Origin of the sequence: Prochlorococcus marinus XMU1419 (assembly GCF_017695955.1) — a bacterium.
GTDB lineage: Bacteria > Cyanobacteriota > Cyanobacteriia > PCC-6307 > Cyanobiaceae > Prochlorococcus_A > Prochlorococcus_A marinus_AD.
Window position 1 is genome coordinate 393,210 of sequence record NZ_JAAORO010000003.1, and the last position, 15,412, is coordinate 408,621.

Genomic DNA, 15,412 nt, shown 5'->3' on the forward strand with positions numbered 1-15,412 from the left:
ACTATCTTGGATACTTTTTCATAAGTTTTTGAATCTCTTCAGCATGGTAACTACTTCGAGTTAAAGGAGAACTAACTACTTGCATAAAGTCCAAATCTTTTTCCCCGAAAACTTTAAAGTAATTAAATTTTGAGGGGCTTACAAATCTTTGAACTGGTAAATGATTAGGGCCAGGAGATAAATATTGACCAACAGTAACAATATCAACGAAATTTCTTTTTAAATCTTTAAGAAGACTTAAGACCTCTTCATCTTTTTCGCCTAAACCAAGCATAAAGCCTGACTTTATATAAACTTTAGGAGAATATTCTCTGGTTCTTTTAAGTAACTCAAGAGTTCTTTCATATTTACCCTGAGGTCTTACTTTTTTATATAGCGAGGCAACAGTCTCAATATTATGGTTTAAAACATTTGGATTTGAATCAAGAACTTTTTCAAGAGCTTTCCAATCGCCACAAAAATCAGGAATTAAAAGCTCAATAGTAGTTTCAGGAGATTTTTTTCTTACTTTATAAACACATTCAAAAAATTGAGAAGCGCCACCATCCTCAAGATCATCTCTATTAACTGATGTTATTACAACATGTTTGAGCTTCATTCTGTAAACTGCTTCCGCTAGACGATATGGTTCTGTTGGATCTAATTCTCTTTTTGATCTATCAAAATCAATATCGCAATATGGACATGCCCTAGTACAGCCAGGACCCATTATGAGGAAAGTGGCAGTACCGCTCGCAAAACATTCACCAATATTTGGACAGCTTGCTTCTTGACATACAGTATTGAGATTTAAATCGCTTAACAAATTTGCAGTATTACCAATTCTCTCGACTTGGGGAGCTTTTACTCTTAACCAATCAGGTTTTGAAATTAAACTATTAGGATTATTAGTCAAGTTGATTGATTCTGACCTGTAATTCTATTTTACTAAAAACAATTTAAATTAACTATTTTTATTTTTAAAAATGAAGTCTATTCAATTGATGTCAAAAAATAAATGAATTTAACTATTCTATTGATTATTTAAAATCCTAATTAAGGTTATTACTTACAAAATATTTTTGTTTCAAAAACTATATCCAAAACAGTAATTAGAATAGTATTTTTAATACAGATATTAGAACATTTTATTTCACTACTAAGGTCAAGTTCTTAACTAAATAAAACAAATACACGTACCAAAAAGTGTTTTTTTACTTATTTATTGATACAGTAAAAAATATATGTAATAAAACAGTGACTTTTAAATTTAAAAGAAAACGTCTTTTATTGTCTGAAAAATATAAAATCTCTAAAGTAATAGGTTATGCTAGAGCTACTCATAATGAAAACAAGTATTTAGAAGAGCAGATAAAATCTTTAAAGGAAGAGGGTTGCAGTTTAGTTTTCTCTGAATTTATAAGTTTAGATGAAGAAATCAAACCCCAACTCAATCAAGCTATAAATTGCTTATCTGCAGGCGATCAATTAATAATGACTCAGCTTGATAGAGCATTTAAAAATAAAAAAGAATGTTTGAGGACAATAAATAAACTTATTAATAAGGATATTCAATTGCGAACTTTGACTGGTTTTTTTGCTGCTAATGAATCCTCTAATGCAAATTCTTCAATTTTTAAGATTTTATATGAATTAGATAATTTAGAAGACAAAAGTTTAGGTGAAAGAAAAAAAGAACAACTACTACGCAGAAAATTATCTGGAAATAATTTGGGAGGAAGGCCCAAAATAAGTCCTTTAAAAGAATCATTAGTAATCAGATTGCGTAATGAAGGATATTCATATCGATCAATCAGATCACAAACTGGAATTGCATTATCAACAATTAGAAGAGTGATTTTGGAGGGAGAATTAACATAAAATGAGGAAGAAAGAAATTGAAAATTTAATAAAAGAAAATTTTAAAGATACAGCATTGCGTATTTATGAATTAGATAATGAAGATAGAAAAAGTTTGTTAGCAGAATATAGAGAATGGATTATGAATGATTTAGATATTGCAGAAGTAATGATGTTACCTTATGAAGCATATACTGACAAATTAGATTCTAATTACTTAGAAGATTTATTTTAGTCCTAAATAGTATATTTTTTATTAAATTCATATACTTCTTTTGCTATTAATGGCAAGAAAGAAGAATCTTTGGAATATTTTTCTCCATTACAAAAAACAACTAATAAAGTTTGCAGAGATTGACTATTAATCCACCAAGCCGAATCATGTCTAACTTCAGACATTAAGCCTGCTTTACTCCAAAGATTAATGCTTTCTGGTAATCCTTCACCCAAAAAACCATCTATTTGATTAAGAGAATCTTTTTTAAGAACAACTTTATTTAAATTTCTTTTTAAAAAACTTCGCAAATTTAAATCATTTTCTTGATAATCAATATGAATCATAATTTCCTCCAAAACCCTTGCGGCTGAATCAGAATTCATAGCGTTTCTATTTTTATTACCATACCCATAAAATTCTTTCTCACGACCAAATGGTCCATCATCCCATGTCTTCTGACAGCAATTTATACCAACCAATTCTTCCCAATTTAAATCATGTAGCCAATCATTTATTATACTTCTTTGGAATTTCCAATTTTCCCATGGTTCGCCTTCAATACAAGGTCCACTTGTTGTTCCAGTAAGTAAATCAATTAAAAAGCTTGTTGCATTATTACTGGAAAAAGACAACATTTTCCTTACTGCATCAACAATTTCATCTGATAATAATAAACTTCCTTTTTTAATCCAATAAAATGCAGCAAGGCCATAAACCAACTTGACTATACTTGCAGGGTAAACCATTTTTTTATTATTAATACCAGTTCCAAAACCTTTAAATACACTTTTATTTTCACTTTTATAATTAATCCAAGTTATCGAAATATCTTCTCTTGAAAAATCTTTATTATGAGAACATGATCTTCCTAAAATATCATTTAGGGCTAGATCCATCTCTTTACTTAAATAGTAAAAGGACATTGTATGAAAATTTATAAAAATCCTATCTCACTATTTAAACAAACTAATTTTTCAAAAACTATTTGGTGGAAATTAAAAGTTAATATTTCTGGATATAAAAATGAAACAGAAGATAAATTAGTGACTGAAATATTTAAAAATAGAATTTTTAGGCTTATTTATCCAAATATTTATCAGAACAACCATAAATTTTCAAGAATACTAGTACAACTATATGAAGATGGTTACATCTGTTGGATAAATTTAGATGGATTAATTATTGAGAAATACGAATTAGGAAAACCTGAAAATTCAAAAAAAGAATACTTCTTAATAAAAGACAAAGTTAACTCAATTTTAAAATGGATCAAGGATCAATCTGAGTTAAATAATGAATATCTTTGGGGAGGTGCATTAGGACCCAATTATGATTGTTCTGGATTAATTCAGACTGCTTTTTTAAAGCATCAAATTTATATACCTCGAGACTCTTTTCAAATAAAAAGTTTTTGTAAACACCTTTTTTATTACAAAGAATCGTATGCGGCTCTGCTACCTGGCGATCTTTTATTTTTTGGAAATAAAAAAAAATGTGATCATATTGGAATCTACAAGGGAGATGGATTGTATTACCATAGCTCTGGAAAGGATTTTGGCAGAAATGGAATAGGATTAGATACCCTAAAAAAGTCTAATGATAAAATCTCATTGCATTATAAATCTAAACTAATTTCGGCAGGAAGAGTAGTTAGAAATTATAGATGGGACCGCACTATACGTTAATTAATAGAGCTCACCTTTAAATTTTAAATTTAATTTAAATATTACTTATTCTTTTATTTAGGAATTAACCAGCTGTCCAGATATTTTTAATGATTGGCATTATGGTATCTAAGTGTAATGTCCCTACAAGTAACCAAGCAAAAACAGCTCCTCCACAGCCTCCTAACCAAAATCCACTTGTAAAATCAGCCCAACCAGCTCTTGTAAATAAGTCTTTTGGTGGATTATTAACAGTCGCATCTGGAGGTTGAACATTAGGTGATTTACCAGGTGCATTGTATAGAACAAAAAGTGCTGTCAAAATATGAACAGCTCCAATAGTAGCGAGAAGTCCAGCTGTTAGTGAAAATTCAGAATTTCTTAATGGGCCAGTCATAGTAAAAGGTCCGTATAGAAGATATCCAAAAGCTGCTCCAGTTTCTAAACCTCTAAAATTAGGAGAAATACCTTCTCTGTAAAAAGGTAAATTATTTATAAAGGCTTTTGTAAAATAACCACTATTAACTGGAGTAGCTAAATTACCAACACAAGGATCAGCAACTGTTTTTACTGCCCATTGTTCTGCTACGCCAATATCATTTGGTTGTACAGAAGTATCTATGTATTTCTCATCAAACTTAATAGAACTTGTTGATTCTGAGAATGATTTTTGAAAGTCGCTCATTTTTTTAATAGTTTAGTGTTTGATAATTTATTCAGTTGCTGTAATTAATCTTCCAATCAATACGATAAAAACAGCAGGCATTGCTATACCAATTAATGGAACAAAAATTGAGGGTAAAAGACTTGGTAAATCAGATGGCATAGTTCTTTAAACATCTTTAAACACTCTAGTATTTATCTGCGAAATAGTGTTAATTTTATTACTGGATGATATAAAAATTATTAACTTTTTACATGATAAATTTTTTCGCAGTTTTACTTATTATTTTTATAGGAATATTACTTCTAGTTTTTAAAAAAAGAAGCTTTAAAAAGTTAATAAATAAAAGCAATATATATTCTATTAAATTAAACAAAAATAATAAATTTGCATCTGATAAAAATAGTTTTTTATACAATCACGAAGAAAAAAAGTACTCAGTATTTTATAAAAATTCTCAAAAAAATAAAATGATTAGTCTTTTTCAGGGTAATACAGAAAATAAATTAAAGGCATTAAAAATTGCGGAAGAATTGGCTGACAAATCAACATTGCCAATTTTAAGAAAAGGCTTAAGAGATATTTCTCCTGAAGTCGTTGAAATTTCAGCTTTATTAATAAGAAAGTTCAAGTAAATAATCAGTTTTGATTAGCACTGTTTATTGATCTAATTCTGTAAATTGGACGACTTTGACTTTCATGATAAGTCCTAATTAAAAGTTCGCTCAATAAACCAAAGCTAAATAATTGAACACCAGCAATTCCTAATATTAATGCAAACATCAGCAACGGACGATTTCCAATATCCTCACCCATTATTTTTAAAACTATCAAATAAGAACTCATCGCAAGGCTAATGAAAATACTTATAATTCCAACAAAACCAAATCCATACATCGGTCTTGTTAAAAATTTAGTCATAAACCAAACAGTTAGTAAATCCATTAAAACTCTAAAAGTTCTATCAATTCCATATTTACTAGATCCATATTGCCTGCTCCTATGATTCACTTTAATTTCTTTGATTCTTGCACCTTCAATATTTGCTAAAACGGGCAGAAACCTGTGAAGTTCGCCATACAACTTGATATCATCTATTATTTCTTTCTTAAAAGCTTTTAATGAGCATCCATAGTCATGTAACTTCAAACCTGTTACATAAGCTATTAATTTATTCGCTATTTTTGATGGAATCTTTCTATTAATTAATTTATCTTTCCTATCAAACCTCCACCCACAAATCAAATCATAACCATCATTAATTTCTGAAATTAATGTAGGAATATCATTTGGATCATTCTGTAAATCACCATCCAGAGTAATGATGATGTCTCCTTTAGAATAATCAAAGCCAGCTGACATTGCTGCAGTTTGCCCATAATTTTTGCGAAGAGAAATTACTGACAACTCCTTAATTTTGAGAGTTAGCTTTTTCAATACTTGATAAGTCTCATCTTTAGAACCATCATTGACAACAATCAGTTCAAAATTATATTCATGACATGACATTACATTTATAACTTCATTCAATAAAAAACCAATACTCTCACTTTCGTTGTAAACAGGGATAATAATAGAAATTAATTGTTTTATATTTTTCATTTTATATTTGATAATATTTATGTAATTTTAACTTAATTTAGAACATTAAAATTAAACAAAAAAAATCACCACAAAAGTGGTGATTTAAATTATTTAATAAGAATTTAACCAAACTTACCTGAAGTGGATGCAATAACAAATGCACCGAATGTAAGAATGTTTCCAATCGTAAAATGTGCTAGTCCAACTAATCTAGCTTGAACGATTGAGAGTGCAACTGGCTTATCTCTCCAGCCAACAAGATTAGCTATTGGAGTACGCTGATGTGCCCAAACTAATGTTTCAATTAATTCTTGCCAGTAACCACGCCATGATATTAGGAACATGAAACCAGTAGCCCAAACCAAGTGACCGAATAAGAACATCCAAGCCCAAGGAGATAAGGAATTTACTCCGAATGGATTATATCCGTTAATCAGTTGAGCAGAGTTTAACCAGAGATAATCTCTGAACCAACCCATTAGATAAGTTCCTGATTCATTAAATTGTGCTACATTACCCTGCCATATTGCTAGATGTTTCCAATGCCAGTAGAAAGTTACCCATGCCAGTAAATTTAATGCCCAGAACATAGCTAAGTACATGGCATCCCAAGATGAACTATCACAAGTACCTCCACGTCCAGGTCCATCGCAAGGGAATGCATAACCTAAATCTTTCTTATCAGGAATTAATTTTGTTCCTCTAGCATCAAGTGCACCTTTGATGAGTATTAAAGCGGTTGTATGAAGACCTAAAGCGATGGCATGGTGAACTAAGAAATCTGCAGGACCGATAGGTAAGAAAGCACTTAAGGCATCTTGTCTATTGATCAGATCCATCCAGTAATGATTCCCTGGTAATGAATTAGCAGCTAGACTTGCTGAACTTGTAGGATCAGATAGTAGAGCGTTAAAACCATACATCATCTTACCTTGAGCAGCTTGAACAAATTGAGCAAATACTGGCTCAATTAAAATCTGCTTTTCAGGATTACCAAAAGCTACAACAACATCGTTATGAACATAAATTCCTAGAGTATGGAATCCAAGCAACATTGTTACCCAACTAAGGTGACTTATCAAAGCCTCCTTTGTTCCAAGAACTCTTGCTAATACATTGTCTTTATTTAATTCTGGATCGTAATCTCTTACAAAGAAAATAGCTCCGTGCGCAAATGCACCAACCATCAAGAACATGGCTATGTACTGATGATGACTATACAAAGCAGATTGGGTAGTGTAGTCCCTTGCAATAAAAGCGTAAGAGGGAAGTGCACCCATATGTTGCGCTACAAGAGAAGTTGCTACACCAAGTGATGCTAATGCTAGCCCAAGTTGGAAATGTAATGAATTATTTACAGTTTCATATATTCCATCATGGTTAATTCCGAAACTACCTTTATGAGGATCATTAGGGTGTCTTGTATTATGAGCTTCTGTAATTTCTTTAAGGCTATGACCAATACCAAAGGTATTTCTGTACATATGACCAGCAATTACAAAAACCGTTCCAATCGCAATATGGTGATGCGCAATATCTGTAAGCCATAATGCTTCGCTTTGAGGATGAAGACCACCTAGGAAAGTAAAGATTGCTGTTCCAGCTCCTTCAGTTGTTCCAAATACTTGATCTAAAGAATCAGGATTTTGGGCATAAGCTCCCCAGTTTAAAGTAAAGAAAGGAGCTAAACCTGCAGGGTGCGGAAGGACTGTTAACCAGTTATCCCAACCTACATGCTGTCCTCTTGATTCAGGTATTGCAACATGGACCAAATGACCTGTCCAGGCGATACTACTAAACCCAAATAAGACAGCCAAATGATGATTTAATCTTGACTCTGCATTTTTAAACCAAGCTAGAGAAGGTCTGAATTTTGGCTGTAAGTGTAACCAACCTGCAAATAGAGTCCAACAAGCCAAAATACTCATGAAGATTGAAGCTTGGAAGAGTTGCTCATTAGTTCTCATTCCAATTGTGTACCACCAATGGTAGAGACCTGAGTAAGCTATGTTCACTGGACCACTAGCTCCAGCTTGTGTCATTGCTTCTGTGATACCAGATCCAAAATGAGGATCCCATATAGCATGAGCAATAGGACGAACGTGGGTTGGATCAAGTACAAATTGCTCGAAGTTACCTTGCCAAGCAATATGAAATAAGTTACCAGCCACCCAGAGGGCGATTATTGCCAGATGACCAAAATGTGTAGAGAAAAGCTTCTGATAAAGCTTTTCTTCGGTCATACCATCATGACTTTCAAAGTCGTGAGCGGTAGCGATTCCGTACCATATTCGTCTGGTTGTAGGGTCCTGAGCTAGACCCTGGTTAAATGATGGAAATTTTGTTGCCATTGAATTAAAAAGGTGAAGTTCAGGTAATTAGCCCAGGCCGAAAAGGCGAGCATGGAAGAAAGCCCATGTGGTAGCTATACCACCGACAAGGAAATGTGTTACACCTACTGCTCTACCCTGTGTGATAGATAAAGCTCTTGGTTGAATGGTTGGAGCAACTTTAAGTTTATTATGTGCCCAAACAATTGATTCAAATAATTCTTGCCAATATCCCCTTCCACTAAAGAGGAACATTAAACTAAATGCCCAAATGAAGTGAGCTCCTAAGAACATCAAACCATACATACTTATGGATTGACCATAACTTGTTAATACTTGAGAAGCCTGAGCCCAAAGGAAATCTCTTAACCAACCATTAATAGTAATGGAGCTTTGCGCGAAATTACCACCAGTAAGTCCCCATACATCACTCTGCATTTTCCAAGAGAAGTGGAAAATAACTATTGATAAACAGTTATACATCCAGAAAAGAGCCAAGAATACGTGATCCCATGAAGAAACTTGACATGTACCACCTCTTCCAGGACCATCACAAGGGAATCTAAAACCTAAAGAAGCTTTATCAGGGATCAACCTTGAACTTCTTGCATAAAGTACTCCTTTGAGAAGTATCAAAACAGTTACGTGAATTTGGAAAGCATGAATATGATGAATCATTAAATCAGCTGTTCCTAATGGAATTGGAGCTATAGCAACCTTTCCACCAACTTCCACTAAACTTCCATTAAAAACTTCACTTAAAGCTTTGTGAGGTAAAGCTTCTGCAGTACCTGCTAAAAGAGAAGTTCCAACAGCAGATGCTTGAATACTCTGAACCCATTGAGCAAAAATTGGCTGAAGTTGGATTGCAGAATCACTAAACATATCTTGGGGTCTACCCAAAGCTCTCATAGTATCGTTGTGAATATAGAGTCCAAAACTATGGAAGCCTAACCACATACATACCCAGTTCAAGTGACTTATTAATGCATCTCTTGCTTTGAGAATTCTGTCTAGTACATTATCAATATGTTTTGCAGGATCGTAATCTCTAACCATTGCAATTCCAGCATGAGCGCCAGCTCCCACTATGAATAATCCACCAATCCACATGTGATGGGTAAATAATCCAAGAACTGTCATATAGTCAGTAGCAATATAAGGATATGGAGGCATCGCATACATATGATGAGATACAAGTATGCTTATTGATCCCAGCATTGCTAGGTTTACAGCAAGCTGGGCATGTCTACTTTCTGCCATGAACTCAAAAAGACCTTGATGACCTTTAGGAGCAGGGAATAATATTGGGTCTCCTTGCTGTGAATCTAATATTTCTTTCATGCTATGACCAATACCGTAATTGGTTCTATACATATGACCACCAATAATTGCTATTACACCAAAAGCTAAATGATGATGCGAAACATCAGTCATCCATAAACTTCCTGTCACAGGGTTAAGTCCACCTTTGAAAGTAAGGAAGTCTGAGAAAGCTAACCAGTTTAAACTAAAGAAATTACCTGTACCACTTGCTAACCCTGGAAAAATCTGACCGATAATTTGAGGATCACAGAGTTGATGCGGCATAGGCATATCAGCAATAGTAGCTATTTCTTTTCCATTTATGACTAAAGGTGAACCTGCATCAATTGCATCTAAGAGAGCTGCAGTAGGAGCTCCGATATGAATACAATGGCCAGCCCAAGCTAAAGATCCTAGTCCTACTAAACCAGCTATATGGTGGTTAAGCATAGACTCAATATCTTGGAACCACTCCATTTTTGGAGCTGCTTTATGATAATGAAAAATTCCGGCATGAAGCATAAGTGCAGCCATTACTACAGCACCTATTGCTAAAGCCATCAGTTCACTCTCGTTAGTAATTCCCCATGCTCGCCACATGTGGAATATTCCAGAACTGATTTGAATACCGTTGTAGTTAGCGCCTAGATCAGCATTAAGCATTTCTTGGCCAACAATTGCCCATACTTGCTGAGCTCCTGGTTTGACATGAGTTGGGTCAGCTAACCAACCTGAATAATTAGAAAATCTCGCTCCATGGAAAAATGCAGCACTCATCCAAATAAAAATGACTGCAAGATGCCCAAAATGAGCTGAAAAGATCTTTCTTGTTGCTTCTTCAGCATCACCTGTATGCACATCAAAATCATGTGCATCAGCATGCAAATTCCAGATCCAAGTTGTAGTTTTTGGACCTTTAGATAATTTACTTGACCAGAAACCTGGCTTATCTAATTTGGCAAAATCAATAGGTCTTGGATCGGCCTTAACAGGATCTTCCAAAACTTTTTTGTTTTTTTCTCCACTTTCTGGTGGGCTGATGGTCATCTAGCACCTCGAAAATAATTGACATTAAAGCCGATTGATCGGAACTTGAACTTATTTTTAATGATAATGTTCAAGAAAACGAATCCCTCGGAACTTTAGATATTCGTTTCAAAAATAATAAGGCAAAGATTCTTTCGTTATGCATTAACGTAACAAATGTTCTAATGATTGTTACTATATGAATATTTTGTTAAATTCTAGTCTATGACTAAATTATGGGTATTTTTACTCAAATTTTATATAAATTTCTTAAATTTTTTTTTATATTTCAAAGAAAATTTTTAAATCCAGCGACAGGATATAATTTCAAGGTAACTGTCAATAGTTTCTGATTTGAAAGGAATTGCTATAGGTCTATCTAATAACTCGAAAGAAATTTTAATAAGACTAAAAAAAACCGAATTTATCGAAAATATATATATTGCAGGTTATTCAAAAGATGATGGACAAGAAAATGAACTTATCCAAGTACAAAAACCTAGGGAAATCTTACTTAAAAAATGGCCGGAGATAGATTTAATAATTTTTATAGGCTCAATTGCTGCATCAATACGAATAATAAATTCTTTTTTAACCTCTAAAGAACAAGATCCAGGTGTAATTGTTATAGATAACAAATGTTCCAAGATAATTCCTTTAATTGGATTACATCAGTCAAATTCGCAAAATATTGCATATCAAATTGCTAATTTACTTGGTGGCGAAATAATAGAAACTAATAACTCTAACGATCAACGCTTCTTAAATCTTGATGCATTTGGGAATCAATGGGGATGGAAAAGATCTGGCAACATAAAGGATTGGTCAAAACTAGTAATTAAACAAGCTAAAAACGAAGAAATATTTTGCAAACAATTATCTGGAAATTGCTTATGGAGGACTTCAGAGTCAGGGGAGATTATTAATAAAATTGATGAAAAAGAGACCGAAAAAAAAGATTCAACTTTTCACGTAAGTATATTCGAAAATCATGAAACAACTTGGCATCCGCCAGTATTATGGATTGGCATTGGTTGTGAAAGAAATACAAGCAAAGAATTAATAGCAAATTCTTTAAATAATTTTTTTGAGTCAAGAAATTTATCACAGCAATCAATTGCGGGATTTGCAACTATTGATATTAAAAAAGATGAGATAGGAATTTTAGAACTTACTGAAGAAAAAAACTTGCCTATAAAATTTTTTAGTAAAGAAGATCTTTCAAAAATAATTGTTCCAAATCCATCAAATGTCGTGCAAAAGGAAATTGGCACACCTTCTGTAGCAGAAGCCTCTTGCTTACTCGCAGCAGGAGAAGAATCAAAATTATTAGAAGAAAAAAGAATTTTTAAAAATCAATCTGGAGCAGTAACTATCGCTGTAGCAGAATCAAAAAATCAATATAAACCAACCCATGGCGAAATACATATTATTGGAAGCGGACCTGGTGATATCTCCTTCCTAACCAATAATGCAAAAAAAGCACTTTCAAGATGTAATGTTTGGATTGGATATAAGATGTATTTAGATTTGATTAAGCCCCTAAAAAGGAGTGACCAAGTTTTAGTTGAAAGTAAACTTACTGAGGAAAAGGAGAGATGCATTAAAGCTATTAAACTTGCTGAAGAAGGAATAAAAGTAGCTTTAATTTCTTCAGGTGAATCTGGATTCTATGGAATGGCAGGTTTACTTTTAGAGTTTCTTCAAAAAATCAAAAAAAGATATAGACCTTACTTTGAAGTACATCCTGGAATAAGTAGTGTTCAATTAGCGGCTGCTCTTAGTGGAGCACCATTAACAAACGACTTTTGTTCAATAAGCTTAAGCGATAAATTAACTCCCTGGTCTTTAATCGAAAAAAGAATTGAGGGAGCTCTCCTGGGTGACTTTGTTATAGCTTTATTTAATCCTCAATCAGTTGAGAGAAATTGGCAGCTAAAAAGTGTTATTGATAAATGTTTAAAATCTAGGCCAGGAAATACCCCCGTTTTAATAGCTAGACAAGTAGGTAGAGAAAATCAATCAAAAAAATTTTTTAATTTAAACGATATCCCTATTAAAGAAATAGATATGTTATCAATAATAATTATTGGGAATTCTCAAACCACATTAGTAGATGGAATATATCTTACTCCAAGAGGATATTTACAAAATTAAGTTAAATAATAAATTATCTGTTGAATTTTTTTCTTTGCTTTTTTTTTATAAGAACACTAATCTTTTATAATAATGATTTAAGAAAATTAATTGAAAAATATTGGTTTAATTTTGTTTGACATAGATGGAGTAATCCGAAACGTAGAAAATAGTTACAGACTTTCATTAAAAAAAACAGTTTACAAATTTTCCGGATGGGAGCCTAGTTATCTAGATATTGATAATGCAAAAAATGAGGGGATCTGGAATAATGACTGGGATTTAAGTTTAGAACTTATAAAAAGATGTATAAAAAAAGATAACTTAAACCTTAAAATTCCTCTTAGAGAGGAAATAGTAAAATGTTTTGAAGAGTTTTACTTTGGTGGAGATCCAAATAAAGATAGTAAATATTGGTCTGGATATATAAACAATGAAGAGTTATTAGTTGATAAAAAGTTTTTTGATTTATTAAAAAACAATGGAATAATATGGGGTTTTGTTAGTGGTGCAGAGTCCGCTTCTGCAAAATTTATTTTAGAAAAAAGAATTGGACTAATATCACCACCGTTAATATCTATGGGAGATGCCCCTGACAAGCCTGACCCTCAAGGTTTTATTAACTTATCAAAAAAGCTTATTGGAGATAAACTTGGCGAATCAAATATTCCCATTGCATATGTAGGAGATACTATTGCAGACATAAATACAGTTATAAACGCTAGAAAGGAAATACCATCTCAGAAATTCATAAGTATTGGAATAGCACCTCCTCATTTACATTTAAAATCTCGATTAAATGAACGTATTGCATACGAAAAAAATCTACAAGATGCAGGTGCTGACTTAATTCTAAATTCTATTAATGAACTAAAATCTATTAATCTTGCTCTATTTTAAAAAAATATAATTTAAAAGATTTTTCTTTTTAAATACGTAGAAGGAGGAAATCTGACTAAAAATATTTGGCAACGCTAGGCAGAGGAAAATAAGTATTATGAATCGTTCTCACAACATTATTCACAACAAAATTTTTTGATTTTTTTCAAAAACAAAGTGTTTATCTGAAGTTATATATTGCAAAAATTACAAAGCTAAAATTAAAATTATAAAAATTCTTCTAAAAATGGATTTTCGTATAATCGAATTGCAAAAACAACTCTCTGAAAACGAAAAAAATACATTTAACTACAAATACGAAAGGCAAAAGAAAACTGTTTCAACTGGAGTGCTTTTAGCTTTATTTGTTGGCGGGTTTGGTATCCATAAGTTCTGGTTAAGCGAAATAGTTCCTGGAGTGCTTTATTTATTATTTTGTTGGACATTTATACCTTCAATAATTGCTTTAATAGAATGTTTCTTTATGAAAAATACCGTCAATAATTACAATTATCGACTTGCACAAGATATTTTCAAAGAAATAGAAATGCTGAGATAATAGATATAATTTTCAAAAATAATGATTAAATTTAATCCTCCTCAAAACAAATTCACTCAAAAGGATTCTCTTCACTGTAAAAATTAAAGGCTAAAAAAATATTAGCCTCACAACATCCCTCACAACATTTTTTTTGATAATCTATGTCATTGAGAGGCAAACTCAAACATTCAAAATTATCAGTTTTCATTGTTGTTACTTAATTTTCTATATTCTTAGCAACCGCAGGTTTTCTCAGACAACCAATTAGGACGGAGAGGGAGTCTTTCAGAGTGAATCAATATGGAATTAAATGACACCATATGGAAGGGAAAAGTAGGCATTTAAGGTATTTCCTACCCTATTTCCTACCCCCTATGAATAGACCTCAAATTCGCCCAAAAGGGCTGACACGATTGAAGTTTAGTGCTATACTATATGCATACAAACGGGATAAAACAATTTAATACTTACGACACTCGAAAGAGTTTTATTCGGTGGAATGCTCAAACCTCCACCTCCATTCGGAAAAGGCAGAAGATAAACAATAATCCCAGATTTAAAGGTCCTGCGACTGATACAAATTACTAATCCTTATAAACATGAAAGGCGATCATCTTATAAAAGGATGCAAATATTGGGTAAAGAGAAGAGAACTTCGGGAAGGTTGGTGTCCTGAAGTTGCCTAAAAATAAAATAAGAGGGCATTTGTTTGCCCTCTTCGAGTCTTATTCACTTCCTTGTCTACAAAGTCGGGGAAGTGCTTTGACTCCTGAATTATTTTTACTCCTAATTCATGGCAAAAGATAGTCGTGACAACCACAAAGCACTAATACTCGGGTAGAAATACCCTATGAATTTCAAGTAAAAAGGAGGACAATATAAGTGTAGATATAGGAGGTCTTATGAAACTCATTACTCCTTTCACTATTCTCAATCGAAAATTCAATGAAATGGATTTGATTAGAGACGCAATGAAAAAAAGAAGACTAGCAACAGAAAGATTGCATGATGATTACAGGAAAATGTACAAAAATCATCAATTTGCATATTGAAAATAGTTGTACTGAAGTTGCTTAATGATGATTTCCTACACCCATCTATTTCATTTCCTACCCCATTTCCTACACCCTTATACTTAATTTCCGTGATATTGTGTGAATATACCTGACTTACTATTTTCTTCTAATTAACTGGTATAACTTAATTCTGGGATTCTATGAATTCTTC

15 protein-coding genes are annotated in these 15,412 nt (G+C 32.5%); 8 read left to right on the forward strand and 7 right to left on the reverse strand.

Features of this window, described 5'->3' with window-relative positions; translation table 11 throughout:
- Nucleotide 1 precedes the first annotated feature (1 nt).
- Nucleotides 2–895 (reverse strand): lipoyl synthase, encoded by an 894-nt coding sequence (lipA, locus tag HA151_RS08225; RefSeq protein WP_209106969.1) that lies wholly within the window; start codon nt 893–895, stop codon nt 2–4.
- Between the two features lie 290 nt (nt 896–1,185).
- Between lipA and HA151_RS08230 the strand changes: the two genes are divergently transcribed.
- The gene (locus HA151_RS08230; protein WP_209106970.1) at nt 1,186–1,860 is read left to right on the forward strand and encodes a recombinase family protein; all 675 of its coding nucleotides are present in this window, start codon (nt 1,186–1,188) and stop codon (nt 1,858–1,860) included.
- A 1-nt stretch (nt 1,861) separates the two neighbouring features.
- Nucleotides 1,862–2,074 (forward strand): hypothetical protein, encoded by a 213-nt coding sequence (locus tag HA151_RS08235; protein WP_209106971.1) that lies wholly within the window; start codon nt 1,862–1,864, stop codon nt 2,072–2,074.
- A 2-nt stretch (nt 2,075–2,076) separates the two neighbouring features.
- Here the strand turns inward: HA151_RS08235 and HA151_RS08240 are convergent, their stop codons facing one another.
- Nucleotides 2,077–2,979 carry a serine hydrolase gene (locus HA151_RS08240; protein WP_209106972.1) on the reverse strand — a complete coding sequence of 301 codons (903 nt, stop codon included), beginning with the start codon at nt 2,977–2,979 and terminating at the stop codon, nt 2,077–2,079.
- A 3-nt stretch (nt 2,980–2,982) separates the two neighbouring features.
- Between HA151_RS08240 and HA151_RS08245 the strand changes: the two genes are divergently transcribed.
- Nucleotides 2,983–3,741, forward strand: coding sequence for a C40 family peptidase (locus HA151_RS08245; RefSeq protein ID WP_209106973.1), 759 nt, complete (start codon nt 2,983–2,985; stop codon nt 3,739–3,741).
- 64 nt (nt 3,742–3,805) lie between these two features.
- Here HA151_RS08245 and HA151_RS08250 read toward each other — a convergent pair whose 3' ends face one another.
- Together HA151_RS08250 and HA151_RS08255 are read right to left on the reverse strand one after the other, a co-directional pair.
- Nucleotides 3,806–4,405, reverse strand: a complete 600-nt coding sequence (locus HA151_RS08250) for a photosystem I reaction center protein subunit XI (protein WP_209106974.1) — start codon at nt 4,403–4,405, stop codon at nt 3,806–3,808.
- A gap of 27 nt (nt 4,406–4,432) precedes the next feature.
- The gene (locus HA151_RS08255; protein ID WP_011863629.1) at nt 4,433–4,546 is read right to left on the reverse strand and encodes a photosystem I reaction center subunit VIII; all 114 of its coding nucleotides are present in this window, start codon (nt 4,544–4,546) and stop codon (nt 4,433–4,435) included.
- Between the two features lie 308 nt (nt 4,547–4,854).
- Between HA151_RS08255 and HA151_RS09325 the strand changes: the two genes are divergently transcribed.
- Nucleotides 4,855–5,019 (forward strand): hypothetical protein, encoded by a 165-nt coding sequence (locus HA151_RS09325; protein WP_245151634.1) that lies wholly within the window; start codon nt 4,855–4,857, stop codon nt 5,017–5,019.
- A 4-nt stretch (nt 5,020–5,023) separates the two neighbouring features.
- Here HA151_RS09325 and HA151_RS08265 read toward each other — a convergent pair whose 3' ends face one another.
- The 3 genes from HA151_RS08265 to psaA all read right to left on the reverse strand — a co-directional run bounded on the left by HA151_RS08265 (nt 5,024) and on the right by psaA (nt 10,650).
- Nucleotides 5,024–5,986: a glycosyltransferase family 2 protein gene (locus HA151_RS08265; protein WP_209106976.1), complete on the reverse strand. Its 963-nt coding sequence runs from the start codon at nt 5,984–5,986 to the stop codon at nt 5,024–5,026.
- A 104-nt stretch (nt 5,987–6,090) separates the two neighbouring features.
- Entirely contained in the window at nt 6,091–8,319 is a 2,229-nt protein-coding gene (gene psaB / locus HA151_RS08270; protein WP_209106977.1) for a photosystem I core protein PsaB, read from the reverse strand.
- Between the two features lie 27 nt (nt 8,320–8,346).
- The gene (gene psaA, locus HA151_RS08275; RefSeq protein ID WP_025889445.1) at nt 8,347–10,650 is read right to left on the reverse strand and encodes a photosystem I core protein PsaA; all 2,304 of its coding nucleotides are present in this window, start codon (nt 10,648–10,650) and stop codon (nt 8,347–8,349) included.
- Nucleotides 10,651–10,983: 333 nt separating this feature from the next.
- Between psaA and cobJ the strand changes: the two genes are divergently transcribed.
- The 4 genes from cobJ (at nt 10,984) to HA151_RS08295 (ending at nt 15,237) form a co-directional block, all read left to right on the forward strand.
- Entirely contained in the window at nt 10,984–12,786 is a 1,803-nt protein-coding gene (gene cobJ / locus HA151_RS08280) for a precorrin-3B C(17)-methyltransferase (protein ID WP_209106978.1), read from the forward strand.
- Nucleotides 12,787–12,876: 90 nt separating this feature from the next.
- The gene (locus HA151_RS08285) at nt 12,877–13,665 is read left to right on the forward strand and encodes a TIGR01548 family HAD-type hydrolase (RefSeq protein WP_209106979.1); all 789 of its coding nucleotides are present in this window, start codon (nt 12,877–12,879) and stop codon (nt 13,663–13,665) included.
- Between the two features lie 226 nt (nt 13,666–13,891).
- Entirely contained in the window at nt 13,892–14,203 is a 312-nt protein-coding gene (locus HA151_RS08290) for a TM2 domain-containing protein (RefSeq protein WP_209106980.1), read from the forward strand.
- 884 nt (nt 14,204–15,087) lie between these two features.
- Nucleotides 15,088–15,237 carry a hypothetical protein gene (locus HA151_RS08295; protein ID WP_197049586.1) on the forward strand — a complete coding sequence of 50 codons (150 nt, stop codon included), beginning with the start codon at nt 15,088–15,090 and terminating at the stop codon, nt 15,235–15,237.
- Nucleotides 15,238–15,412 lie beyond the last annotated feature (175 nt).

Bases quoted from the DNA above. Each gene is read 5' to 3' on its own strand.
- HA151_RS08235 (WP_209106971.1), top strand. From the start codon at position 1,862: ATGAGGAAGAAAGAAATTGAAAATTTAATAAAAGAAAATTTTAAAGAT.
- HA151_RS08240 (WP_209106972.1), bottom strand. From the start codon at position 2,979: ATGTCCTTTTACTATTTAAGTAAAGAGATGGATCTAGCCCTAAATGAT.
- HA151_RS08245 (WP_209106973.1), top strand. From the start codon at position 2,983: ATGAAAATTTATAAAAATCCTATCTCACTATTTAAACAAACTAATTTT.
- HA151_RS08250 (WP_209106974.1), bottom strand. From the start codon at position 4,405: ATGAGCGACTTTCAAAAATCATTCTCAGAATCAACAAGTTCTATTAAG.
- HA151_RS08255 (WP_011863629.1), bottom strand. From the start codon at position 4,546: ATGCCATCTGATTTACCAAGTCTTTTACCCTCAATTTTTGTTCCATTA.
- HA151_RS09325 (WP_245151634.1), top strand. From the start codon at position 4,855: ATGATTAGTCTTTTTCAGGGTAATACAGAAAATAAATTAAAGGCATTA.
- HA151_RS08265 (WP_209106976.1), bottom strand. From the start codon at position 5,986: ATGAAAAATATAAAACAATTAATTTCTATTATTATCCCTGTTTACAAC.
- psaB (WP_209106977.1), bottom strand. From the start codon at position 8,319: ATGGCAACAAAATTTCCATCATTTAACCAGGGTCTAGCTCAGGACCCT.
- psaA (WP_025889445.1), bottom strand. From the start codon at position 10,650: ATGACCATCAGCCCACCAGAAAGTGGAGAAAAAAACAAAAAAGTTTTG.
- HA151_RS08290 (WP_209106980.1), top strand. From the start codon at position 13,892: ATGGATTTTCGTATAATCGAATTGCAAAAACAACTCTCTGAAAACGAA.
- HA151_RS08295 (WP_197049586.1), top strand. From the start codon at position 15,088: ATGAAACTCATTACTCCTTTCACTATTCTCAATCGAAAATTCAATGAA.